This is a genomic window from Pseudomonas sp. SDT291_1_S447 (assembly GCF_054070155.1).
Genome location: NZ_JBSVXS010000017.1, coordinates 64,211 through 85,917 on the forward strand (window position 1 = coordinate 64,211; position 21,707 = coordinate 85,917).

Below are 21,707 nucleotides of genomic sequence, written 5' to 3' on the forward strand. Positions count from 1 at the left end.
TCGATATGTCCCTGCCCAACGAAATGACCCGAATCGAAATCAGCGAACCCGGTGGCCCCGACGTCTTGCAACCCCAACGCGTGCCGCTTCCAGCCGTCGCAGAAGGCGAGGTATTGATCCGCGTACACGCCGCCGGAATCAACCGGCCGGACGCCTTGCAGCGTGCCGGCAAATACCCGATGAAACCGGGCATGAACCCGATTCCCGGGCTGGAGGTCGCCGGTGAAGTCGTGGCACTCGGGGCGGGTGTCAGCCAGTTCGCCGTGGGCGACAAAGTCTGCGCGCTGACCAACGGCGGCGGTTATGCCGAATACTGCGCAGTCCCGGCCGGCCAGACCCTGCCGATTCCTGATGGCGTGGACTGGGTCCAGGCGGCCGCGATCCCGGAAACGTTTTTCACCGTGTGGGCCAACCTGTTCGGCCTCGGTGGCGCCAGCCGTGGTCAACGCGCGCTGATTCACGGTGGCACCAGCGGCATCGGCACAACCGCACTGATGCTGTGCCGCGAATTTGGTATAGAAGCGTTCGCCACCGCCGGCAGCCCGGACAAATGCGCAGCGATCAGCAAGCTTGGCGGCTTGCCGATCAACTATCGAGAGGAAGAGTTTGCCCAAGTCATCGCCGATAAAACCGCAGGCCAGGGCGTCAATGTGATCCTCGACATCATGGGCGGCTCGTATCTCAACGATAACGTCAGCGCACTGGCGATGGATGGCCGTCTGGTCATACTCGGTTTCCTTGGCGGCGCGCGGGCCAATGACTTTGATCTGCTGGCAATGATGGCCAAACGCGCGGTCATCACCGGCTCCCTCTTGCGCGCCCGCAGCGCAGCAGAAAAAGCCGCGATCGCCGCTCAATTGCGCGAGCACGTGTGGCCGGCGCTGGCTGCCGGGCGCTGCCTGCCGATGATCGACAAGGTCTACCCACTCGCCGACGCCGCTCAGGCTCACGCGCACATGGAGGCTGGCGACCATATCGGCAAGATCGTTCTGCAGGTCGTGTGAGTCTTTGCAGCATTTGGTAATCGTTGCGCCGGGGCGGTGGTCGAAAAACTCACGCGCAGACCGAGGCATCTGGTAAAAAGCCTTCTTTGTCTGCGCTTTGGTGAAACGTTTAATGTTCCTGTCCTTCATGACGCGTCTGCGCCGCCGCCGTTTGGCGTTCGCCTGCATGGCCGCGCTGATTATCGGCGTGCCGACCAGTTGTGCCGTGCTGGAACACACCGAGCGCAAGTTGCTGTTTCGCATCGAACCGGGCACCGCCGGCTGGTATCGCGGCTTGCCCGGCAGCGTGCAGGAACTCGACCTGCAACCGAAGAGCTTCAAGGCCGGGGAAAACATACATGCCTGGTGGTGGCCGGCGGAAAAAGCCAATGCGCCGGCCATTCTCTATCTGCATGGCGTGCGCTGGAACCTCACCGGGCAGTTGTTCCGCATCGAACAACTGCGCGCAGCGGGTTATTCAGTGCTGGCCATCGACTACCGAGGTTTCGGCAAGAGTCACGGTGATCTGCCGTCGGAAAGCAGTGTTTACGAGGACGCGCGGGTGGCGTGGGAGCGCTTTAAGCTGCTGCAACCGGATCCCGCCAAACGTCTGATCTATGGGCACTCCCTCGGTGGCGCTGTGGCCATCGATCTGGCCGCAGAACTCGGGCAAACCGCCACCCGCGATCATTCCGCGCTGCCAGTGCGCGGCCTGGTGATCGAGTCCACCTTCACCACGCTGGCGGATGTCGCCGCGTCCGTGGCCAACACGTCACTGCCGGTGCGCTGGCTGCTGTCGCAGAAATTCGATTCGATCGACAAGATTGCCGACATTCACATGCCACTGCTGGTGGTGCACGGTCTGGCCGACGCTTTCGTGCCGCCACGTTTCAGTGAGCAATTGTTCAACGCCGCGCAACAACCCAAGCGACTGTTGTTGGTGCCGGGCGCGACGCACAACAACAGCATGGCGCTCGGCGGGCAGAATTACCGCAAGGCGCTCGACAGCCTGATGCAAAGCAAGCCCGCCCCGCGGATGGCCGGGCCGGCAACCGTGCGCAGCGGGCGGGACACCTAGCGATAGCCGCGAGCCTGTAAATCGAACAATTGCGCGTAGTGCCCGGCCGCGGTGATCAGTTGATCGTGGCCGCCCTGTTCGAGAATCCGGCCTTGTTGCAGCACGATGATGTGGTCGGCATTGCGCACGCTGGAAAAACGGTGGGAAATAAGCAATGTCATGCGACCTTCGCTGTGCTGGCTGAAATGCTCGAACACTGCCGCTTCGGCCGCCGGATCAAGGGCGGAAGTCGGCTCATCGAGGATCAGAATGTCGGCATCACGGCGCATGTAAGCGCGGGACAAGGCAATCTTCTGCCACTGCCCGCCAGACAATTCCTGGCCACCGGCAAACCAGCGTCCCAACTGCGTGGCATAACCCTTGTCGAGCCCTTCGATGAAGGGTGCTGCCATGCCTTGGGCTGCGGCCTCCTTCCACCGTTGCGGGTCGTTGAATGCCTGAGTGTCACCGACACCGATGTTTTCGCCGACGCTGAACTGGTACCGGATGTAGTCCTGAAAAATCACGCCAATCCGCCGACGTAACGCGGTTTCCTGCCAATCCTGCAAATCGCTGCCGTCGAGCAGGATGCGCCCTTGATCGGGACGGTAGAGCCGCGTCAGTAACTTGATCAGCGTGGTCTTGCCCGAACCGTTCTCGCCGACCAGCGCCACGCTCTTGCCTGGCACCAGTTGCAGGTCAATGTTTTCCAGTGCTGGCCGACTGGCACCGGGGTAACGGAAGCCGACGTTTTCGAAGCGCAAACCATCGCCCGGGCTCACTCCAACGGTCAGGTGGCCGGTATCCGCTTGCACCGGTTCGGCCAGATATTCATAAAGGCTGGTCAGGTAGAGGCCATCTTCGTACAGGCCGCTGATCGCACTCAGACTGCTGCTGACAGCGCTTTGGCCTTGCTTGAACAACACCAGATACATGGTCATCTGGCCGAGGCTGATCTGGCCATGCACCGCATCAATCACCACCCAGGCATAGGCCACGTAAAATGCCGCAGTACCGAGCAGACCGAGGCCGAAGCCCCAACCGTCGCGCCGCAACGTCAAACGGCGGTCTTCGGCATATAACTTGGCGAACGTGTCGCGGTAGCGTTGCAGCAACAGCGGTGCAAAGCCAAACAGCTTGACCTCTTTGATATAGGTCTCGTGGGACAGCAAGGTTTCGATGTAATTCTGCTGCCGACTCTCCGGCGCGCGGCGGGTGAACAGCCGAAAGGCATCACCGGAAAAGTGCGCCTCGGCAAAGAACACCGGCAACGCCCCCACCACCAGCAGCACCAGCGCCCAAGGGGAAAAGTGCACCAGCAGCACACCAAAGCTGATCAGCATGATCAGGTTCTGAATCAAGCCCAACGACTTCATGACCAGCGCCAGTGGCCGCGTCGAAGCCTCGCGACGGACACGCACCAGTTTGTCGTAGAACTCGGAGTTCTCGAACTGCACCAGTGACAGGGTCTGTGCTTTCTCCAGGATCAGCGTATTGACCTTCTGCCCCAGTTGCACCCGCAATAGCGACTGCTGCACCGAGAGTGCCCGTTGTGTGCCGGACAACAGCGCCAATACCCCAGCCTCCAACAACACATAACGCAACACTGGCCACAGCGGCGCACTGCCGTGTTGCGCGTGCAACTGCATCGCCGCGACCACGGCATCGACAATCCGCTGCCCCAACCACGCCGCCAGTGCCGGCAGCAACCCGGCCACCAGCGTTGCCAGCACCAGCCCGAGAAACAAGCCACGCGATGTCCCCCAAACCAACCGCAAGGCTCGCTGCGCCTGATCGAACAAGGACGTGAAGCGTGATAGATCAGGCATGGGGCGTTGGTCTCTGCAGGTGATGGCGGTGCGTTATGGTACTCCAGCGCTACGACTGAATTTCACACGACGACCGCGTTATCGTCGACGCGCTTTTCAGAACAAAAACATCTGGAAGACTCAGGCCTTTCCGGCGTCCAACGCTCTGCTATGTTTTAACCGCCCTACGCGGAACCCGGCGAACCCCCGCCATGCTCCGCGCCTGACTGCCGGGAGCAGAGACATGAGAATCGACCCGTACCTGATCTTCAATGGTGACTGCCGCGAGGCGTTCACCTTTTACGAGCAAGCCTTGCAAGGGAAGCTTGAGGCGATGATGACGTTCGGCGAGACGCCCGCCGCCGAGCATGTGCCCAAAGAGCATCACTCTCTGATCATCCATACCTGTCTGAAGGTCGGAGACCAGATGATCATGGCCTCGGACACCACACCCGACCGCCCGACCCAAGGCATGAGCGGCTGCTCGATCTCGCTGAACGTCGACAGCATTGCTGAAGCTGAGCAGGTGTTTAACGCTCTGGCCAAGGACGGTCGCGTCGATATGCCACTGGAAGCGACCTTCTGGGCGGTGCGCTTCGGCATGCTGGTCGATCGCTTCGGCGTGTCGTGGATGGTCAATTGCGAGAGCGAAAAGTAATCCTGACATTTCCTCAGGCATGAAAAAGCCCAACCTGAAAAGATTGGGCTTTTTGCGTTATCGCTGGGCCAATTCGTGGCGTACGCATTGTTCGTAATACGTCTGCTTGACCGCCGCCGGCTTGAGCTTCGACGTGCTGTTGTAGGTTTGCTCGGTAATCCCCATCGCGGTCATGCGCATCCACGGCTGCTGGAAGCGGCGCACCTGCAATTGTTTGCGTGCGCCGTACAGCGAGACGCCCGACAACTTCGATTGCTGGGCACCGGCAGCAATGTCCGAGCCCCAGGTGCAGGCAAAGCGATGGCTTTTGCTCAGTTCTTTCGCCTGCACCCCCACCGCAAAAACAGCCAGGGAAAGCGTTGCAACGGTGATGACAATCGTCCGCATAGAGCCAACCTAACCTTTTGAAAAAAGGCGATTTTGCCGGGGAAGCAAAAATCCGGGGGCCAGCAATTTGCCGCCTTTCGCGAGTTTTTTGCGGACGTAAAAAAGGGCGGTGGGATTTCCTGATGAAATCCCACCGCCCCTAGGCGGACTATCAATTGGCGCTGACCTCAACGCGCAATCGATCCGCGCCCTCCTCCCGACAATCGATGCGAACCGGCAAAAACACCTCGATCACCGCGATATTGCTGTGCAGATGCTCGGTCATGCGCGGCGTGGTGAACGAGCCGCCACCGGCCAGCGCCATTGGCAACAGCAACTGATCGGCAAGGTGCTCGGCCGCCGATTGTTCGGAATATCGCGCCAGGCCAAGGCACAAGCCAACGATGCCGATCGACTGAGGAAATACCTCGGCCGGTTCGGGCTTGAGTGGAGCCAGATCGTCGCCCTCAAGTGATGAGAAGGCAGCGACTGACCGCCCGTCCAATCACGGGCACCTTCGCCTGCAGGACGCTTCCAATGAATCACCATCCGCTTCCACCGGAAGACGCCCATCATGAACAGAAAAATTGCAGCGATCACATTGGCCGGCCTGCTCTCGGCCTGCCCGCTTTTCGCCTCCGCAGCCGCGAAGACTGCTGACGAGTCTGCCGCACCACCGACCGCGCTTCCCGGCGTGAATCAGGCCGGCAAAGCGCAATCCAACGCCGACAAGGCCGACAAGAAAGGTGAAGAGGCGTCGGGTTCAAACTCCGGCGCCGAGTCGCATGAAACGGCAAAAGATGCAGCCACTTCAAGCGACTCGGAAGACCTCGGTAAATCGCCGAAACCTTGATCAGGGTTCTACGGAGGTGGTGGCTGCACATCCGTGAACGTCAGCCCGACACTCCCGGTGATTTGCCACGGGTTGGCAGCGCCGCGCTCACTGAACGACACATGGTCGAACAGCGAATCCTTCAACCCGTCGATCTGTGCCTTGGCCGGACCACTGAAGCGCACGCGCTCGAACACCAACCCCTGATGCCAGGCGTTGTGCTGACTGTCGCCCTTGACCTCGATCGCCTTGCCTTGAGCATTTTCGACGCTCACGTCGGCGACGCGGATCTCGCGGAACTGCCCGGGAATGGTTGAGCGCTGGTAATCCAGCTTGGCGTTCGGATCGTTGTAGTCGAGGGTAAAAATGAACGCCTGCTTGAGCGTATTGCGGATCGCCGAGTCGCGGAAGATCACGTTACGCGCCCCGCCGCCCATGAAGTTGGTGCTCTTCATGCGCAGGCCGGCATCGGTGCCATCGGAAACGTTGTCTTCGGCGAGGATGTTTTGAATCCACGCGCCGGTATGGCTGCCGGCAACCACCATGCCGTGGCCCTTGCGGAAGTAGTTATTGAAGATCCAGGCATCTTCCTGCGGCTTTTGCTGCACGGACTCCGCCCCGGTACCCGCAGCAAAATTGACGCAGTCATCGCCGGTATCAAAGAAGTTGTTGAAGACCAGCGCGCCCTTGCTGTTGGCGAATTCGATGCCGTCGCCGTTATTGGCGTCGTAAGTTTTATGCGTGGTATTGGCCAGCACCACGTTTTCGGTTTCCAGGTTCATGATCCCGTGGAATGCCGGGTTCACCACGGTGAAACCGCCGTAGAACACGTTTTTCACCTTGCGCAGGGTGATCAGCGACGAGCGCATCTGCCCGTAGGCGTCCTTGACGTTCATGCCGCGCGCCACCGCTTGCTCGACTTGTGCCTTGGCCAGAATGCCGTCCTGCTGGTAGCGGGTGTTGTCGCTGGGCAGGTAGAACGGCAATGGCTGACCGCGTTCGTCGACGACATCGGCGCGGCGCTTCCAGCCGTTACCGTCGATCGTGCCTTTGCCGACGATGCGGATGTTTTCGAAGGACTGATGCTGACGCGGATCACGCGGCAAGGCGTTGATCAGCGACGCCGGGCGCACGGTGCTCGAATACGGATACTGGATGTAGCCGGCCAGCGGATAGTCTTCGGCACGCTCGGAACCCAACAGCGTTGCACCCTCGGCGATTTCCAGGGTGATGTTGCTCTTCAGGTAGAGCGCCCCGCTTTTGTAGGTGCCCCTGGGCAACAACACTTTGCAGCCGGGGGTGCAGGCGTCGATGGCGTTCTGGATCGCCAAAGTATCAAGGCTTTTGCCGTCACCCTTGGCGCCATATTTCCTGACATCGAACACGGCGGCGACCTTGCTCGTCCATTGTACAACGGGCGGGCTGTCGGCCGACTCTGTGCCATCGGTGCCCACCGAACGCACGGTGAACCGATAGGCCGTATCCGGTTTCAAGCCTTGCGCGGTGTAACTGTGAATGCCGATGCGATGGTGAAAACCGGCAACATCCTGTTCGTAGAAGCGGTCGATGTAAGGTTTGGCCGGCGAGACGCGGTCATTGTTGGCGTTGCTGCCGCCCAGCAACACACCGTTGGCGTAGACCCGGTAGTCGCTGATATCGGCGTGATCGGCGGGCTTCTCCCAGACCAGGATGATCTGCTGATCATCGTAGGCCAGGGTCGGCACCTGCAATTTTGCCGGCGCCTCCAGCGCCCACGACGGCACACTGCAAACCAGCGTCAACGCGGCCGCCAGTGACAAAGCCAAAGGCTGTTTGCGCCGCGTCGGAACAACATTTCGATAAGGCATGAGCACTCCTTGTTCAGGCCGACAATCCGGCTTCTTGCAGGTATTGGCTGCGGTTGACGAACGTCTCGCGGGGCATTTCCACAACCTCCATCGACAGCGACTCGACGTCCGGCAGCAAAGCGACCAGCGCCGCCACGGTCGCCGAGGCCAGACGCCGGCGCTGTTCAGCACTGCGCCCGGACAACACCGACAGGGCGACGTGGACAAAATCGTCCGCGCCCGCGCCGCAGCGGTAGTGCTCGAACGTATTGAGGCGCACCTTGATGTCGCCGGCCTTGAACAGGCCGAAAGCATCGAGGGCGTCATGCACGATAGCGAGCAGGGTTTGCTCGCCAACACGTCGGGCCAGGGTTTGCGGGCAATCGATAAGGCAATGCGGCATGGCGCGCTCCTTGATGGATCGGTTCAACCAGCGAGCTGGCGCACCGACTCCTGGCTGAAATCGCGACTGGCCTGCACCAGCATCCGCGTGTAGGCGTGGCTTGCCAGATCCTGGCTGAGCGCCTGACTGTCGAGCAACTCGACGATCTTGCCCTGCTGCATCACCGCCACCCGATCACACAGATGCGTGACCACGCCCAGATCGTGAGTGACCATCAGGTAGGTGAGTTTCTCGCGCCGGCGCAAATCCGCCAGCAGATTGAGAATCTCTGCCTGCACCGAGACATCCAGCGCCGAGGTCGGCTCATCGAGCAGCAACACGCGCGGCTCGAGAATCAGCGCACGGGCAATCGCCACGCGCTGGCGCTGGCCACCGGACAACTGGTGCGGATAGCGAAAACGGTAACTGTCGTTCAGACCGACCTTGAGCAGGATCTCGTTGATTCGATCGTCCTTGTCGCGCACGCCGTGAATAATCAGCGGCTCACGCAGGGCCGTGTCGACGGTGTGGCGCGGATGCAGCGAGCCGTAAGGGTCCTGGAACACCATCTGCACCTGACGGAAATGTTCCTTGGGAATCTTGTGCTGCAGCGGCGCGCCGGCAATGCTCAACTCGCCCGTCCAGTGCCGGTACTGCCCGGCGAGGCAGCGCAATACGGTGGTCTTGCCGGAACCGGACTCCCCCACCAGACCGAAGGATTCACCGTCGGCGACACTGAGATTGACGTCGTGCAGCACCTGATTGAGGGCCGGGCCGGCGCCGAAACTCAGGTTCAGCGCGTGTGCTTGGATCATGGACATGGTCGATTCCTCAGCAAGTCAGCCACAGTGGATCGCGTTGCAGCACTGGCAACCGTTCACGTCGGTTGTCCATGCTCGGCAACGCCGCCATCAGGCCGCGGGTATAGGGATGTTGTGCATGTTGCAGGTCGCCGGCAGCCAGCGATTCGACCACCCTGCCGGCGTACATCACCAACACGCGGTCGCAGTAATTGCGCACAAGATTGAGGTCGTGGCTGACGAAAATCAGACCCATTTCCTGCTGCTCGACCAGTTCCTCCAGCACGTTGAGCACTTGCTGACGCACCGACACATCAAGGGCCGAGGTCGGCTCATCGGCAATGATCACCTGTGGTCGGGTGATGACCATCATCGCGATCATGATGCGCTGGCCCATACCACCGGAGACCTCATGCGGGTAAAGGTTGTAGACCCGTTGCGGATCACGGATATGCACTTTTTCGAGCATTTCCAGCACCCGCTCGCGGGCCTCGCTGCGGCTGGCCTTGTGGTGCGCCAGATACGCCTCAGCAATCTGATCGCCAACCTTGACCACCGGGTTCAGCGAGTATTTCGGGTCCTGCATGATCATCGAAATGCGCTGACCACGAATCTTCTGCATGACCTTTTCGCCGGCTGACAGCAGATCGACTTCACCGAACTGCATGGCCTTGGCGGTGATCCGCGCGCTGGCCGGGTGCAGCTTGAGCAGGCTGCGACCGACCGTCGATTTGCCCGAGCCCGACTCACCGACAATGGCGAGTTTTTCCCGCCCCAAGGTGAAGGACACATCGCGCACGGCGTGGGTTTCTTTCTGAGCATTGACGAAGCGCACATTGAGCCCTTCGACATTCAATTTGATTGCAGACATACAGCCTCCGATTACTCGCTGCGCGGATCAAGAATGTCCCGCAGGCCGTCGCCCAACAGGTTGAAAGCCAGGCTGACCAACATGATTGCGGCCCCCGGAACAGCCACCAGCCACCAGCACTCGAGCATGTAGCGACGCCCGGTGGAAATCATCGCGCCCCACTCCGGCGACGGCGCCTGCGCACCGAGACCGAGAAAGCCCAAAGCCGCTGCGGTGAGGATGATCCCGGCCATGTTCATGGTCAGGCGGATGATCACCGACGACATGCACATCGGCACAATGTGCCGCAGGATGATTCGCGTGGACGAAGCCCCTTGCAGCTCAACCGCCACAACGAAGTCAGCCTTGCGCAACGACAGGGTTTCCGCCCGCGCCAGTCGCGCGATCGGTGGCCACGACGTCAGCGCAATCGCTACCACCGCGTGTTCCAGGCCCGGACCGAGCGCAGCGATAAATGCCAGCGCCAGCACCAGGCTGGGGAAGGAGATGAAGATGTCGGTCAGGCGCATGAACACCGTGTCGACCACACCACCGTAGTAGCCGGAGACGGTGCCGATAAACAGCCCGATCGGGCCGACGATCACGGTCACCAGGGTGATGATGTACAGCGTGATGCGCGAGCCGTAGACCAGACGACTGAAGATGTCCCGGCCGTATTCATCGGTGCCGAACCAGTGGGCGGCGCCCGGCGCCTGCAGGGCATTGGCGAGGTTTTGCGCCACCGGATCATGGGTGGCGATCCACGGCGCAAACAGCGCCACCACCACCAGCACCAAAGCGACCAGCAATCCGGCCAGGGTCATCGGGTTGCGCAACAAGTGCCGCAAGACTTTCAGGGCACTTTTGCAGAAGGCGTCGAAGCTGGATCCGGGGGTACGATCCAACCGCCGCTTGGCGCTCGAATCAGTAGAAGACATGTTGGCAATCATGGGCATGTTCTCGGATTGAATTCAGGATCACCCGGCGCGTACGCCGACGCACCGGGCAGCGTTCAGCGTTGTTTGTAGACACCCAGATAGCGCGTCGCCTCGGCATCATCACCGGCGAAGCCCTTGACGTCGGCGGCGCTGACCACGGTGTCGGTCATCTGCGAAATCATCATGATCGGGCCGACCTGCTCGTCGTAGATTTTCTGCGCCTGGTGATACAGGTTCAGGCGCTGGCCGGCATCGCGTTCGACCCCGGCCTGATCTATCAGGCTATTGAGCTGCGGGCTGAAAAACGACGCGCGCCAGCCCTGGAAATTCGGCAGGCCGGCGTCATCACTGTTGTTGGGGTTGTAGGCAAACGTGCGCAGGCTGAAATACGGATGCGGATAGCGCTCGGCCCCGCGCGCAACGATGATGTCGAAGTTGCGCGCACGCATGGCGCCGTACACCTGGTTGCCGGTGCCGTTGACAATGCTGGCCTTGATCCCGCCCTCGGCCAGCGTCGCTTGCAGGCGCGCGGCGATGTCGATGAAGGGCGGCTCTGACAATGTGCGAATGGTCGTGGTGAAGCCGTCCGGATAACCCGCTTCGGCGAGGAGTTTTTTCGCCTTGGCGACGTCCATGTGATAACCCGGATCCGGCAGGCGCGCCGCCAGACTCAGTTGCATCGGCTGCTGATTCAGCTGGCCGTAATACGGCATCACTTGTTCGTCGAGCCCCTTGTAGTCGATCAGGTTGCGCACCGCTTCGCGCACTTTGGGGTTGGCAAATTCGGGCTGCTTCATGCTCAGCGCGACGTAGTACATGGTGCCGCGCGGCAGTGACTGCACGTGGATTTTTTCCGAACCGTCGATGGCGCGGATGTCCGGTGCGGCCATGCCGTACGCGAGATCGAGGTCTCCGCGCTCCAGCATCAGGCGCAGCGACTGCGATTCGGTCATGTGCCGCACCACCACGCGCTTGAGCTTGGCAGCACCGCCCCAATAACCGTCGAACCGGGTCAGCAACAGCGAGTCGTTCGCCGTCCATTTGCTCAGCACAAAGGGTCCGCTGCCGGCCTCGTTGGTCACCAGCCAGTTAGCACCGAGGTCAGCGTTTTTCTCATGCGCCAAAGCCGTTTTGCGATCGATCACCACCGCGCTTGGCGAGATTGCCAGCGAATCGATCAATAACAGTGGGTCCATGGTTTGCGGCAAGTCGATGACCAGCGTGTGGGCATCGCTGGCACGGATCAGTGACTGAATGTTGTCGACGTTATAACCGTAGGCTTTCCAGGTCGTGGCCAGGCCGAAGTTGAGCTTCATCACCCGGTACAGCGACCAGGCCACATCTTCAGCGGTCAGCGGATTGCCGGAGTGAAACTTCACGTCCTGGCGCAAGTGAAAGGTTATCTGCTTGCCGTCGTCGCTGATCGTCCAGCGCTCGGCCAGTTGCGGCAGATGCTGTTCCGGATTGCCCTGATCACGCTTGACCAAGGTGTCGTAAAGATTGGCATTGACGCCAGAAGCGTCGAGGCCCGGTGCGTTGGCTGGATCGATGGAAAACAGGTTAACCATGCTCATGCCGACGATCAGTTGATCGGCCGGCGTCTTGGCGCTGGCCTGGGTCATCGGCACCAGCGCCAGGATCGCCGCCAACAGGCCAGCGTGCAGTTTGGTAAATGCAGTCGTCATTGAAAAATCCTTCTTTTTATAATTTTTAGTGCTGCTGCCAGGCGTGTTAACGCGTGCGCGGGTCGAAGACCTTGTACAAGGCATCGCTGATCAGGTTGAGCGCGACAAAAATCAAACCGATCACCAGCACACAGCCCATCACCGCGTTCATGTCGCCGAGCATCAGGCTGCTGGTCAGGTACTGGCCGAAACCCGGCCAGGCAAAGACCGTTTCGATCAGCACCGCACCTTCGAGCAGCGAGCCGTAAGCCAGCGCCACTACCGTCAGCAGCTGCACTAGGATGTTGCGAAACGCGTGACCCCAGACCACCTGGCGGCGCGACAGCCCCTTGACCCGAGCGGTGATGATGTATTCCTGAGACAGTTGCTCGAGCATGAAGCTGCGGGTCATCCGACTGATGTAAGCCACCGAGTTCAGCCCGAGGATCAGCGCCGGCAAGACGATGTGGCGCAAGGCGCTGGCGAAGGCTTCCCAATCACCGGCCAGGCCCGAATCGATCAGCAACAGCCCGGTGACCTCGGGCACCATGCCGTCGTACGCCAGGTCGATGCGACCGGCGCCACCGGCCCAGCCGAGCCAGGCGTAGAACACCAGCAGGCCCATCATGCCCAGCCAGAAAATCGGTGTGGAATAGCCGAACAGGGTAATCACTCGCGCGACATGATCGCCCAGTCGCCCCTGATTGCTCGCCGCGCAGACGCCCAGCGGCAAACCGATCAGCACACCGAAGAGGATGGCCAGGGTCGCCAGTTCGATGGTGGCCGGGAACACTCGGCGGATGTCATCGAGCACCGGGTGCCCGGTCAACAGCGCGTTGCCGAAATTGCCGTGCAGCAAGTCGTTGAGGTACAGGCCGAACTGGGTCCAGATCGGCTTGTCGAGCCCCATCGCCCGGTACACCTGATCGTAGGTCGAACTGTCGGCATCCGGCCCGACCACCGCCAGCACCGGATCGAGCGGCATGACCCGACCGATGATAAACGTCAGCGCCAGCAGGCCCAGTAACGTCACCAGTACCGTGCTGGCACGCCGCGCGGTATTGGAGGCGCGGGCTCCCATGGCAGAGGCAGTCATAACAAACATAGTCAGCTCCTGATAAAACGGTCACCGGTGCACCCGGCACGCGAAGTTCATCCGTGCATTTCAGCGTTTTTTGTAGACGTCTTTGTAGCGCGTGGTCGCGGCCGTGTGCCCTTGGAAATCGGCAACATCGGCGTAGACCAGCACCGTGTCGGTCATCTGCGAGACCGGCAGAATCGCGCCCACTTGCTGATCGAGTTGCTGCTGGATGTCCTGATACTGCGCCTGCTGTTTCTGCGCATCGGGCTCGACTTCGGCACTCTCGATCAACTGATTCAACTCGGGACTGTAGAACGAAGTGCGCCAGCCCTGGAAGTTGCTCAGCTTGGCTTCGTCACGGTTATCCGGGTTGTACACCAGCGTGCGCAGGCTCGAATGAGGATGACGTTCGGCGCCGCCACCGCCACGGCCGACGATGATGTCGAAACTGCGCTCACGCATGGCGCCGTAGATCTGGTTACCGGTGCCGGTGATGATGCTGGCTTCGATCCCGGCCTGCGCCAGCGTCGATTGCAGGTTGGAGGCGATGTTGATGAAGGGCGGCTCGGCCAGCACGCGGATACTGGTCTTGAACCCGTTCGGGTAACCGGCGTCAGCGAGGAGTTTTTTTGCCTCATCGACATTCAATCGATAACCGGGATCCGGCAGGCGCGCGGCCAGTCCCAACGGCATTGGCCGCTGATTGATCACGCCGTAGTGCGGCATGACGGTCTGGTTGATGCCTTGATAGTCGATCAACGAGCGTACGGCCTTGCGCACGCGCGCGTCGGCGAACATCGGCTGCTTCACACTCAGTGCGACGTAGTACAGCGTGCCGCGTTGCAGAGTTTGCGTGCGGACCTTGTCGCTGTTCTGCAAGGCCTGGATGTCCGGCGCCGACATGCCTTTGGCGATGTCGAGGTCGCCCCGTTCGATCATCAGACGCAACGACTGCGACTCGGTCATGTTGCGCATGACAATGCGTTTGAGCTTGGCCGGGCCACCCCAATAACCGTCGAAACGGCTCATCAGAATCACGTCGTTGGCGCGCCAGTCATTGAGCACAAAGGCACCACTGCCGGCGGCGTGCGTCACCAGCCAGGCGGCGCCCAGGTCATTGTTCTTCTGATGTTCGAGGACTTTTTTGCGGTCAAGAATGAAGGCGCTGGGCGACGTCGCCAGCGTGTTGAGCACCAACTGCGGATCGGTGGGTCGCGGCAATTCAATGACGAAGGTATTGGCATCGGTCGCGCGCATCGAACGCTCGACGTTGTCAGCAGTAAAACCGTAAGCCTTCCAGGTCGACGCCAGTGCGAGGTTGAGCTTGAGCACGCGCTGCAACGACCAGGCGACGTCTTCGGCGCTCAACGGGTTACCCGATTGAAATTGCACGCCCTGACGCAGATTGAAGGTCAGGGTCTTGCGGTCGTCGCTGACTTGCCAGCGCTCGGCGAGTGCCGGCAACAGCTGATCCGGCGCAGCGACGTCTTGCACCAGCAACATGTCATAGAGATTGGCATTGATCTCCGACACGTCCAGGCCGGTGGCCGCCGCCGGGTCGAGGGACAGCAGATTGATCATGCTCATGCCGACGATCAATTGATCGGCCGGGGTTTTGGCATGGACGACAGGTAGCGCGGTCACCGCCAGGGTAGCCGCCAGAACCCGCGCCCACAGAGAAGGAAGAATGTTCATAGCGAGAGTGCCTTTCTTATATTTATAGGGCTCTCGGACAGCCCGGCATGTACCGGGCAGCCCGCGTACACGTCAGAAGCTTTTAAGCGTGTTCATCTCGATGAAGTTGAAGTCGATGTCTTCGCCCAGACCCGGCAGGTCGGACAGGTGCACAAAACCATCGCTGTCCATCGGGTCGACCAGGCGTTTGAGGTACGCCGGCACTTCGTCGTAATCCAGATACGGGTGCAGCAAGCCGCGCTCGTACCAGGTGCAGTTCTTGATCGCGCCGACCACCGTCAGGTTGGCTGCGCCGTTGCCATGGATTTCGCAGTCCATGCCAAACGACTCGGCCATGTGTGCGACTTTCAGGCAAGGCCCGATCCCGCCGACCCCGGCAACGCCGGCACGCAGGATGTCGCAAACGTCGTGCTTGACCCAACTGGCCCGGCTCAGGTGTTTGCCGGACAAGGTTTCCGGCCCGAGCACCGGAATGTCCAGTTGCCCCGCCAGCCAGGCATAGGATTCGGCGGATTCTTCCATCATCGGTTCTTCGAACCAGGCGAAGTCGAGTTTTTCCAGTTCGCGCCCGATGTACAGCGCTTCGGTGCGGCTGTACCAGTGATAACCGTCGAGCATCAAGGCGATGTCCGGGCCCACCGCTTCGCGCACTGCCGCGCAGGCTTTGACGTCAATGCGCGGGCTCGGCGCGAACGACACCGGCGGCATCCAGGTGTGCAACTTGATCGCCTTGTAGCCGCGCTTGACCAGCGTTTCGGCAAAGCGTCCGTAGTCTTCCGGCGTCGCCAGGCCCTCAGGCAATTCATCGCCGCACATGGTTGAGCCGTACGCCGGCACCTTGTCGCGAAAACCGCCGATCAACTTGTGCACCGGCACGCCGAGCTTGCGCCCCGCCCAGTCCCACAACGCCTGCTCGACCAACGCCAGCGCGCGATCAGTCAACTGGCTGGCGCTGCCACGCTGCCAGTGCGCCAGGTCATGCCAGATCTTTTCGCGATCAAAGGCGTTCTGCCCGACCAGCACCTTGCGCACAAAACCATCCAGCACATAAGGACGAATCAGCTCCGGCGCGCCGAGGGCGTAACCCTCCTTGCCGTCTTCGGTCTGGATGCGCAGCAACGCCATTTGCGCCTGACTGACATCACCGGGATGAGCATGACCGGCGCTGTCGACTGCGCGGCGGGTGGGATAGGAAAAAACCTGGACGTTGACTGCTGTGATTCTCATGGACGTCTTGAGCCTTCTTATTGGATTTGTGACAGGAGTGTCGTCGGTTGCGACCGATCATAGGTCATCGTACAACACTTGAAAAGACCCAATAACACCTCTTCGAATCGAAGCCTTTTCGGCTAAATGCCCAGCAAAGCGCCATATTTAAAGATGACTACGGAATAACACGACTTGCTTTAGACCCCTATTCATAGGGCATATATGTATCAAAATGTTTCCAAACCAGCAAAATCACGTAGACGAGTCATCTTGTCGTACGATAACTTATATCTGCGCCTCAAATGAGAGCCATACGCAACATCGCGGTGCCTGTAGTACTCGTCAAACGACCCTAACAAAAACAAAAAAAGAAGACCGTATGAACACCACCCTACGCACGCTCGTCACTGTCGCGGCCCTCGGCCTGCCCTTCGCTGTCCACGCTGACTCCGCCAGCCTCAACTACCGCCACCAGTACACCGAGGAGGACAGTGCCCACGCCGACCGAATCAAGCTCAACTACCGCCTGGACAGTGGACTGGGGTTTGAGGCGGAGATGAAATACCGCACGGCCGGGGACCGCAAAGATGTCGCCTACGACAACATGGTCAACAACGGCCACGAGTTCACGGTGAGCTACAACTACAAGCTCAGCGCACAGTCGACGCTGACCCCGGCGTTTCAGATGGACAGCTCGAAGGATGCGACCGCCTACAAGTTCGGCCTCAAGTACAACTACAAAATCGACGACGCCTTTTACGTAGCGACGCGCTATCGCCTGGACCTGCGCAAACTCGATCGCGATCAGGTCAACAAAGACATGCCCGATCACTACAAGGATGACCAGACCACCCACCGCTTCGAAGGCTGGCTCGGCTACACGCCAGCCAACAAGTGGGCCTACGAATATCAGTTCATCTATTTCAAGACTGACTACATCCGCTACGACAACAAGAAGAGCGACTACGAACAGAACCTGATCGTCAAATACAAGCTCACCAAACAATGGGCGCCCTTCATGGAAATCGGCGACATCAAAGTCGAGTCCACCTCACCCGACCGCCAGGCTCGCTGGCGTCTGGGCGTGCAGTACAACTTCATGTAAGCCGCGCACTGGTTTTGCCTGGCGAGCGCGCATCGCTTGTCGGGCAGACACCCTGCCGCCCCACCCTTTCACCACCGCGTAATGGAAGACCCGACCATGACCACACACGCTACGCAAGCCAAACCCTTCAACCGTATTCTGCTGACCGGCGCCGCCGGTGGGCTCGGCCAGATTCTGCGCGAAACCCTGCAGGTTCACGCCGACATCGTCCGCTCCTCGGACATCAGTGCGATGGCGCCGAGCCGCGGCGCGCATGACGAAGTGATCAACTGCAATCTGAGCGACAAGGCCGCTGTCGCCGCGCTGGTCGAGGGCGTCGATGCCATCGTGCATTTGGGCGGGATCTCGGTGGAGCGATCCTTCGAAGAAATCCTCGAGGCGAATATTCGCGGCACCTTTCATGTTTATGAGGCCGCGCGTCTGCACGGGGTCAAGCGCATCGTGTTCGCCAGCTCCAACCACGTCACCGGTTTCTACTCGCAGGACGAACAGATCGACGCCCATTCGCCGCGTCGCCCGGACGGTTATTACGGCTTGTCGAAGGCTTACGGCGAGGACCTGGCAACCTTCTATTTCCACCGCTATGGCATCGAAACAGTGAGCCTGCGCATCGGCTCCTCATTCCCCGAACCGCGCAACCTGCGCATGCTGGCGACCTGGCTGAGCTATACCGATCTCGAGCACCTGATCGCCCGCGCACTGCTGGCCAGCGATGTCGGACACAGCGTGGTGTACGGGGTGTCCGCCAACCGGGATCAGTGGTGGAACAACCGGCACGCCGCGCACCTGGGCTTTGCACCGCAGGACAGCTCCGAAGCCTTTCGCGCAAAGGTCGAACAACAACCGGCACTCGCTGCCGACCACCCGGACCGCTTGTACCAGGGCGGCGCCTTTACCGCTGCAGGTCCGTTTGAAACGCCGGCGCAGACGCGCTCATGAGTGCCGAACTGATTGTCGATGCGCGCAACGCCACCGGTGAAAGCCCGGTCTGGCAAGCCGACGAGAACGCCTTGTATTGGGTGGATATTCCGGCCGGCCGTTTGCATCGCTGGCAGCTCGACGGCCAGACCGACTGCTGGCAGGCGGACGAAATGCTCGCCTGTATCGCCCGCAGCGAAGCGGGACATTGGCTGGGTGCGCAGGAAAGTGGCCTGTTCAAACTGCGCCCGCAGGCTGACGGACGTCTGGCTGCGGAAAAGCTCATCGGCGTCGAGCACGCCCGCCCGCGCATGCGTTTCAATGATGGTCGCTGCGATCGTCAGGGACGCTTCTGGGCCAGCTCGATGCCAACCGCGATGGGTGCCGAGGCGGTCGGCGCACTGTATAGCTACGACGCGCAAACCCCGAACGATGCATCGGTGCTGGCGCCGCAACTGCAGGACCTTGTGGTGCCCAACGGCCTGGCGTTCAGTCCCGACGGGAGCATCATGTACCTTTCCGATTCGCACCCGAGCCGTCAGCTGATCTGGGCCTTCGATTACGACATCGACAGCGGCACGCCGCACAACCGCCGCGTGTTCGTCGACATGAACGACCACCCCGGTCGACCGGACGGTGCCGCCGTCGATTCACACGGCTGTTACTGGATCTGCGCGATTGATGCCGGCTTGGTATTGCGTTTCACCCCGCAGGGGAAACTGGATCGCGCGCTGCCGGTACCGGTAAAGAAACCGACGATGTGTGCCTTTGGCGGCCCTCGGCTCGACACCCTGTTTGTCACCTCGATTCGCCCGCAAGGCATCGACCTCGCCGATCAGCCACTGGCGGGCGGAGTCTTTGCCCTCAACCCGGGCGTTCAAGGCCTGCCCGAACCCAAGGCCCGCGCCTGAGGCTTCAGACGTTCAACGCCGCCGCGTCTGCGGCCTCGTAGGCACGGCGCAGACGCTCGCGGCTGTTGGACAGATGCAAACGCATGGCTGCGCGCGCGGCGTCGGAATCACGCCGGACAATCGCAATGTAAATGTCTTCATGCTCGCGACTGAGGCGCTCCAGATAGGGCTCCTTGCGGTCATTCTCCAGGCGTTTGGAATGCAGGCGTGTGCGCGGCAGAATGTTCGCGCCCAGGTGCAGCATGATGTCGGTGAAATAGCGGTTGCCGGTGGCCAGCGCGATTTGCTGGTGGAACTGGAAATCCGCCGACACGGCGTAGTCGACACTGACGGCGCGGGAATTGATGGCGTCCAGCGAATCACGCATCAATTGCAGCTGCTCATCGGTACGCCGCGCACACGCCAGGCCGGCGGCCTCGACCTCCAATGTGATGCGCAATTCAAGCACCGCCAAGACATCCTGAAGCGTGACGATGCTGTCCGGATCAATGCGAAAACCGCTCGGGCTGGGAATGTCCTGAACAAAGGTGCCGATACCGTGACGGGTCTCCACCAGGCCCGCTGCCTGCAGACGCGATATCGCCTCACGCACGACTGTGCGACTGACGCCGTGCTCGGCCATGACCTGAGATTCAGTCGGCAGCTTCGTCGCGCGCGCGAGTTCGCCGCTGCAAATGCGTCGGGACAGCTCAGTGACCAGGTCCTCCGCCAGGCTGCGATGCCGGCGACGAACATTGGGTGTGGCGTTGGATCTGTCCATCAGCAACAAAAATCTCGAGTTTTCGAATAATTACGCATCATAGCCCATTCAGTTGTACGACAACGCACCAGTTCAATGATAGGATTTCTCATGCAGCGGACGTTCGATTCGCTGCACTGGCGATAAGGACGTCCGCTCGAGAAACACGTCGAAATTTCGCGTGTAAAACACTCAAGTTAATCAAGGATCTGATTACTCATGACAAAACCAACAACCTTCACGGCCTGCAAACTGGCCAGCGCCATCGTCGGCAGCCTGCTGTTTTCCAGCCTCCCTGCACAAGCGGCCGATATCTGGCTGGATGTTGCAACGACTGGCTGGGCCACGCAAAACGGTGGCACCAAAGGTGGCTCCAGAGCGGCAGCCAACAATATCTACACCGTGAAGAACGCCGCCGAACTGAAAGCCGCACTCAGCGCTTCGGTCGGCACCAACGGGCGCATCATCAAGATTACCGGGCCTATCGACATCAGCGAAGGCAAAGCTTATACGACGACCGCCGATATGAAAAAGCGCGGTCGTCTGGATATCCCGGGCAAGACGACCATCGTCGGTACGAGCAGCACGGCAGAGATCCGCGAAGGTTTCTTCTATGCCAAGGAAAACGATGTGATCATCCGCAACATCACCATCGAAAACCCATGGGATCCCGAGCCGATCTGGGACGCCAATGACGGCAGCGCCGGCAACTGGAACTCCGAGTACGACGGGCTGACCATCGAAGGCGCCAACAATGTGTGGGTCGACCATGTCACCTTCACCGATGGCCGCCGCACCGATGACCAGAACGGCACCGCCAACGGTCGTCCAAAGCAACATCACGACGGCGCACTGGACGTGAAAAACGGTGCCAACTACGTGACCATTTCCTACTCGGCGTTCAAATCGCACGAGAAGAACAACCTGATCGGTTCCAGCGACAGCCGCACCACCGATGATGGCAAGCTCAAGGTCACGATCCACAACACCCTGTTCGAAAACATCTCCGCCCGCGCACCACGCGTGCGCTTCGGCCAGGTGCATCTGTACAACAACTATCACGTGGGCAGCACCAGCCATAAGGTCTACCCGTTCAGCTACGCGCACGGCGTGGGCAAGAGCTCGAAGATTTTCTCCGAGAAAAACGCCTTCGAAATCTCCGGCATCAGCGGTTGCGACAAAATCGCCGGTGATTACGGTGGCAGCACCTACCTTGATCAGGGTTCTACGCTCAATGGCACCTTGCTGACCTGCAAGTGGGGCACCAACATCGGCTGGACCCCGCCTTACAGCTACACCCCGCTGAACGCAGACAAAGTCGCGGCCGACGTTAAGGCCAAGGCTGGCGCTGGCAAGATCTGATTGATCGATGTAACCGTGTCAATGAAAAGCCCTCGGTGACGAGGGCTTTTTCATGTCTGCTTGAAGAGGTGCGGGGGTGGAGTTCTGAAACAAAATCCGAATTATTTATTGCCCTGACGGGCCCCATCGCGAGCAGGCGAAGGCCTACATTTGAAATGCGTACCCCTGTAGGAGTGAGCCTGCTCGCGATGAGGCCCTGTGCAACAACACCACTACTGGACCAGCTGATTGATCTCAATAATCGGCAACAACACCGCCATCACAATCACCAACACCACCCCGCCCATCACCACAATCATCAGCGGCTCCAGCAGCGCGGTCATGCCCATCGCCCGCCGTTCGATATCTCGCGACAGAGTTTGCGCCGCACGCTCAAGCATCGGTGGCAGTGAACCGGTTTTCTCGCCGCTGGCGATCAGGTGAATCAATACCGACGGAAACACATTCTCCACGCGCAACGCTGCCGCCAGGTTGACCCCTTCACGCACCTTGGCCGTGGCCTCAGTGACGCTCAGGCTCAGGC

The 21,707-nt window shown here is 60.4% G+C and carries 21 protein-coding genes and 2 pseudogenes; 9 read left to right on the forward strand and 14 right to left on the reverse strand.

The features are described from left to right. Positions 1 to 5 precede the first annotated feature (5 nt). Positions 6 to 1,004 carry an NAD(P)H-quinone oxidoreductase gene (locus ACW9IR_RS08700; protein ID WP_457462765.1) on the forward strand — a complete coding sequence of 333 codons (999 nt, stop codon included), beginning with the start codon at positions 6 to 8 and terminating at the stop codon, positions 1,002 to 1,004. Between the two features lie 112 nt (positions 1,005 to 1,116). After that, complete coding sequence (locus ACW9IR_RS08705) at positions 1,117 to 2,061, forward strand: alpha/beta hydrolase (RefSeq protein WP_457462767.1); 945 nt, start codon at positions 1,117 to 1,119, stop codon at positions 2,059 to 2,061. On the opposite strand, the gene ACW9IR_RS08710 is transcribed toward ACW9IR_RS08705, so the two are convergent. Then, positions 2,058 to 3,869 (reverse strand): ABC transporter ATP-binding protein, encoded by a 1,812-nt coding sequence (locus ACW9IR_RS08710; RefSeq protein WP_457462769.1) that lies wholly within the window; start codon positions 3,867 to 3,869, stop codon positions 2,058 to 2,060. The genes ACW9IR_RS08705 and ACW9IR_RS08710 overlap by 4 nt on opposite strands. 223 nt (positions 3,870 to 4,092) lie before the next feature. On the opposite strand from ACW9IR_RS08710, the gene ACW9IR_RS08715 reads away from it, so the two are divergent. Further along, positions 4,093 to 4,506, forward strand: a complete 414-nt coding sequence (locus ACW9IR_RS08715) for a VOC family protein (RefSeq protein WP_102902866.1) — start codon at positions 4,093 to 4,095, stop codon at positions 4,504 to 4,506. 57 nt (positions 4,507 to 4,563) lie between these two features. Here ACW9IR_RS08715 and ACW9IR_RS08720 read toward each other — a convergent pair whose 3' ends face one another. Then, on the reverse strand, positions 4,564 to 4,893 hold the full coding sequence (locus ACW9IR_RS08720; RefSeq protein ID WP_016987808.1) for a hypothetical protein: 330 nt from the start codon (positions 4,891 to 4,893) through the stop codon (positions 4,564 to 4,566). A 151-nt stretch (positions 4,894 to 5,044) separates the two neighbouring features. Next, positions 5,045 to 5,236: pseudogene (locus tag ACW9IR_RS08725) on the reverse strand (RNA 3'-terminal phosphate cyclase); the annotation flags it as partial. Between ACW9IR_RS08725 and ACW9IR_RS08730 the strand changes: the two are divergent. Together ACW9IR_RS08730 and ACW9IR_RS08735 are read left to right on the forward strand one after the other, a co-directional pair. Further along, positions 5,228 to 5,347: pseudogene (locus tag ACW9IR_RS08730) on the forward strand (hypothetical protein); the annotation flags it as partial. The pseudogenes ACW9IR_RS08725 and ACW9IR_RS08730 overlap by 9 nt on opposite strands. 99 nt (positions 5,348 to 5,446) lie before the next feature. Further along, positions 5,447 to 5,725 carry a hypothetical protein gene (locus ACW9IR_RS08735; protein ID WP_102902867.1) on the forward strand — a complete coding sequence of 93 codons (279 nt, stop codon included), beginning with the start codon at positions 5,447 to 5,449 and terminating at the stop codon, positions 5,723 to 5,725. 8 nt (positions 5,726 to 5,733) lie between these two features. On the opposite strand, the gene ACW9IR_RS08740 is transcribed toward ACW9IR_RS08735, so the two are convergent. From ACW9IR_RS08740 to ACW9IR_RS08780, 9 genes are all read right to left on the reverse strand, one after another. After that, complete coding sequence (locus ACW9IR_RS08740; protein ID WP_102902868.1) at positions 5,734 to 7,551, reverse strand: glycoside hydrolase family 28 protein; 1,818 nt, start codon at positions 7,549 to 7,551, stop codon at positions 5,734 to 5,736. 13 nt (positions 7,552 to 7,564) lie between these two features. Next, on the reverse strand, positions 7,565 to 7,933 hold the full coding sequence (locus ACW9IR_RS08745) for a 5-carboxymethyl-2-hydroxymuconate Delta-isomerase (RefSeq protein ID WP_102902869.1): 369 nt from the start codon (positions 7,931 to 7,933) through the stop codon (positions 7,565 to 7,567). 23 nt (positions 7,934 to 7,956) lie between these two features. Further along, on the reverse strand, positions 7,957 to 8,733 hold the full coding sequence (locus ACW9IR_RS08750; protein ID WP_026000817.1) for an ABC transporter ATP-binding protein: 777 nt from the start codon (positions 8,731 to 8,733) through the stop codon (positions 7,957 to 7,959). A 10-nt stretch (positions 8,734 to 8,743) separates the two neighbouring features. Further along, the gene (locus tag ACW9IR_RS08755; protein WP_026000816.1) at positions 8,744 to 9,583 is read right to left on the reverse strand and encodes an ABC transporter ATP-binding protein; all 840 of its coding nucleotides are present in this window, start codon (positions 9,581 to 9,583) and stop codon (positions 8,744 to 8,746) included. Between the two features lie 11 nt (positions 9,584 to 9,594). Next, positions 9,595 to 10,512 carry an ABC transporter permease gene (locus ACW9IR_RS08760; RefSeq protein WP_038364768.1) on the reverse strand — a complete coding sequence of 306 codons (918 nt, stop codon included), beginning with the start codon at positions 10,510 to 10,512 and terminating at the stop codon, positions 9,595 to 9,597. A gap of 62 nt (positions 10,513 to 10,574) precedes the next feature. Then, positions 10,575 to 12,185 (reverse strand): ABC transporter substrate-binding protein, encoded by a 1,611-nt coding sequence (locus ACW9IR_RS08765; protein WP_102902871.1) that lies wholly within the window; start codon positions 12,183 to 12,185, stop codon positions 10,575 to 10,577. A gap of 46 nt (positions 12,186 to 12,231) precedes the next feature. Continuing rightward, positions 12,232 to 13,245, reverse strand: coding sequence for an ABC transporter permease (locus ACW9IR_RS08770; protein ID WP_410479220.1), 1,014 nt, complete (start codon positions 13,243 to 13,245; stop codon positions 12,232 to 12,234). A gap of 84 nt (positions 13,246 to 13,329) precedes the next feature. Further along, positions 13,330 to 14,940 (reverse strand): ABC transporter substrate-binding protein, encoded by a 1,611-nt coding sequence (locus ACW9IR_RS08775; protein WP_457462774.1) that lies wholly within the window; start codon positions 14,938 to 14,940, stop codon positions 13,330 to 13,332. Positions 14,941 to 15,012: 72 nt separating this feature from the next. Then, complete coding sequence (locus ACW9IR_RS08780; RefSeq protein ID WP_008079679.1) at positions 15,013 to 16,167, reverse strand: mandelate racemase family protein; 1,155 nt, start codon at positions 16,165 to 16,167, stop codon at positions 15,013 to 15,015. A gap of 361 nt (positions 16,168 to 16,528) precedes the next feature. Here ACW9IR_RS08780 and ACW9IR_RS08785 point away from each other — a divergent pair, with 361 nt between their 5' ends. The 3 genes from ACW9IR_RS08785 to ACW9IR_RS08795 all read left to right on the forward strand — a co-directional run bounded on the left by ACW9IR_RS08785 (position 16,529) and on the right by ACW9IR_RS08795 (position 19,083). Further along, positions 16,529 to 17,254, forward strand: a complete 726-nt coding sequence (locus ACW9IR_RS08785) for an oligogalacturonate-specific porin KdgM family protein (RefSeq protein WP_102902873.1) — start codon at positions 16,529 to 16,531, stop codon at positions 17,252 to 17,254. A gap of 96 nt (positions 17,255 to 17,350) precedes the next feature. Beyond that, a complete protein-coding gene (locus ACW9IR_RS08790) occupies positions 17,351 to 18,193 on the forward strand; it encodes an NAD-dependent epimerase/dehydratase family protein (protein WP_038364758.1) in 843 nt (280 codons plus the stop codon). Next, complete coding sequence (locus ACW9IR_RS08795) at positions 18,190 to 19,083, forward strand: SMP-30/gluconolactonase/LRE family protein (RefSeq protein WP_457462777.1); 894 nt, start codon at positions 18,190 to 18,192, stop codon at positions 19,081 to 19,083. Before ACW9IR_RS08790 ends, ACW9IR_RS08795 begins: the two co-directional genes overlap by 4 nt. Positions 19,084 to 19,087: 4 nt before the next feature. On the opposite strand, the gene ACW9IR_RS08800 is transcribed toward ACW9IR_RS08795, so the two are convergent. Further along, on the reverse strand, positions 19,088 to 19,843 hold the full coding sequence (locus ACW9IR_RS08800) for a FadR/GntR family transcriptional regulator (protein ID WP_038364752.1): 756 nt from the start codon (positions 19,841 to 19,843) through the stop codon (positions 19,088 to 19,090). Between the two features lie 198 nt (positions 19,844 to 20,041). Here ACW9IR_RS08800 and ACW9IR_RS08805 point away from each other — a divergent pair, with 198 nt between their 5' ends. Then, on the forward strand, positions 20,042 to 21,184 hold the full coding sequence (locus tag ACW9IR_RS08805) for a pectate lyase family protein (protein WP_242208646.1): 1,143 nt from the start codon (positions 20,042 to 20,044) through the stop codon (positions 21,182 to 21,184). Between the two features lie 212 nt (positions 21,185 to 21,396). Here ACW9IR_RS08805 and ACW9IR_RS08810 read toward each other — a convergent pair. Next, positions 21,397 to 21,707, reverse strand: a 311-nt coding sequence (locus ACW9IR_RS08810) for a type II secretion system F family protein (protein WP_457462780.1), incomplete at its 5' end; no start/stop codon positions are given.

What these genes read in the sequence shown, in the direction of transcription:
- ACW9IR_RS08785 (WP_102902873.1), top strand. Translation starts at nt 16,529, where the DNA reads ATGAACACCACCCTACGCACGCTCGTCACTGTCGCGGCCCTCGGCCTG.
- ACW9IR_RS08805 (WP_242208646.1), top strand. Translation starts at nt 20,042, where the DNA reads ATGACAAAACCAACAACCTTCACGGCCTGCAAACTGGCCAGCGCCATC.
- ACW9IR_RS08735 (WP_102902867.1), top strand. Translation starts at nt 5,447, where the DNA reads ATGAACAGAAAAATTGCAGCGATCACATTGGCCGGCCTGCTCTCGGCC.
- ACW9IR_RS08780 (WP_008079679.1), bottom strand. Translation starts at nt 16,167, where the DNA reads ATGAGAATCACAGCAGTCAACGTCCAGGTTTTTTCCTATCCCACCCGC.
- ACW9IR_RS08705 (WP_457462767.1), top strand. Translation starts at nt 1,117, where the DNA reads ATGTTCCTGTCCTTCATGACGCGTCTGCGCCGCCGCCGTTTGGCGTTC.
- ACW9IR_RS08760 (WP_038364768.1), bottom strand. Translation starts at nt 10,512, where the DNA reads ATGATTGCCAACATGTCTTCTACTGATTCGAGCGCCAAGCGGCGGTTG.
- ACW9IR_RS08710 (WP_457462769.1), bottom strand. Translation starts at nt 3,869, where the DNA reads ATGCCTGATCTATCACGCTTCACGTCCTTGTTCGATCAGGCGCAGCGA.
- ACW9IR_RS08795 (WP_457462777.1), top strand. Translation starts at nt 18,190, where the DNA reads ATGAGTGCCGAACTGATTGTCGATGCGCGCAACGCCACCGGTGAAAGC.
- ACW9IR_RS08715 (WP_102902866.1), top strand. Translation starts at nt 4,093, where the DNA reads ATGAGAATCGACCCGTACCTGATCTTCAATGGTGACTGCCGCGAGGCG.
- ACW9IR_RS08775 (WP_457462774.1), bottom strand. Translation starts at nt 14,940, where the DNA reads ATGAACATTCTTCCTTCTCTGTGGGCGCGGGTTCTGGCGGCTACCCTG.
- ACW9IR_RS08770 (WP_410479220.1), bottom strand. Translation starts at nt 13,245, where the DNA reads ATGGGAGCCCGCGCCTCCAATACCGCGCGGCGTGCCAGCACGGTACTG.
- ACW9IR_RS08800 (WP_038364752.1), bottom strand. Translation starts at nt 19,843, where the DNA reads ATGGACAGATCCAACGCCACACCCAATGTTCGTCGCCGGCATCGCAGC.
- ACW9IR_RS08790 (WP_038364758.1), top strand. Translation starts at nt 17,351, where the DNA reads ATGACCACACACGCTACGCAAGCCAAACCCTTCAACCGTATTCTGCTG.
- ACW9IR_RS08745 (WP_102902869.1), bottom strand. Translation starts at nt 7,933, where the DNA reads ATGCCGCATTGCCTTATCGATTGCCCGCAAACCCTGGCCCGACGTGTT.
- ACW9IR_RS08765 (WP_102902871.1), bottom strand. Translation starts at nt 12,185, where the DNA reads ATGACGACTGCATTTACCAAACTGCACGCTGGCCTGTTGGCGGCGATC.
- ACW9IR_RS08755 (WP_026000816.1), bottom strand. Translation starts at nt 9,583, where the DNA reads ATGTCTGCAATCAAATTGAATGTCGAAGGGCTCAATGTGCGCTTCGTC.
- ACW9IR_RS08750 (WP_026000817.1), bottom strand. Translation starts at nt 8,733, where the DNA reads ATGTCCATGATCCAAGCACACGCGCTGAACCTGAGTTTCGGCGCCGGC.
- ACW9IR_RS08700 (WP_457462765.1), top strand. Translation starts at nt 6, where the DNA reads ATGTCCCTGCCCAACGAAATGACCCGAATCGAAATCAGCGAACCCGGT.
- ACW9IR_RS08740 (WP_102902868.1), bottom strand. Translation starts at nt 7,551, where the DNA reads ATGCCTTATCGAAATGTTGTTCCGACGCGGCGCAAACAGCCTTTGGCT.
- ACW9IR_RS08720 (WP_016987808.1), bottom strand. Translation starts at nt 4,893, where the DNA reads ATGCGGACGATTGTCATCACCGTTGCAACGCTTTCCCTGGCTGTTTTT.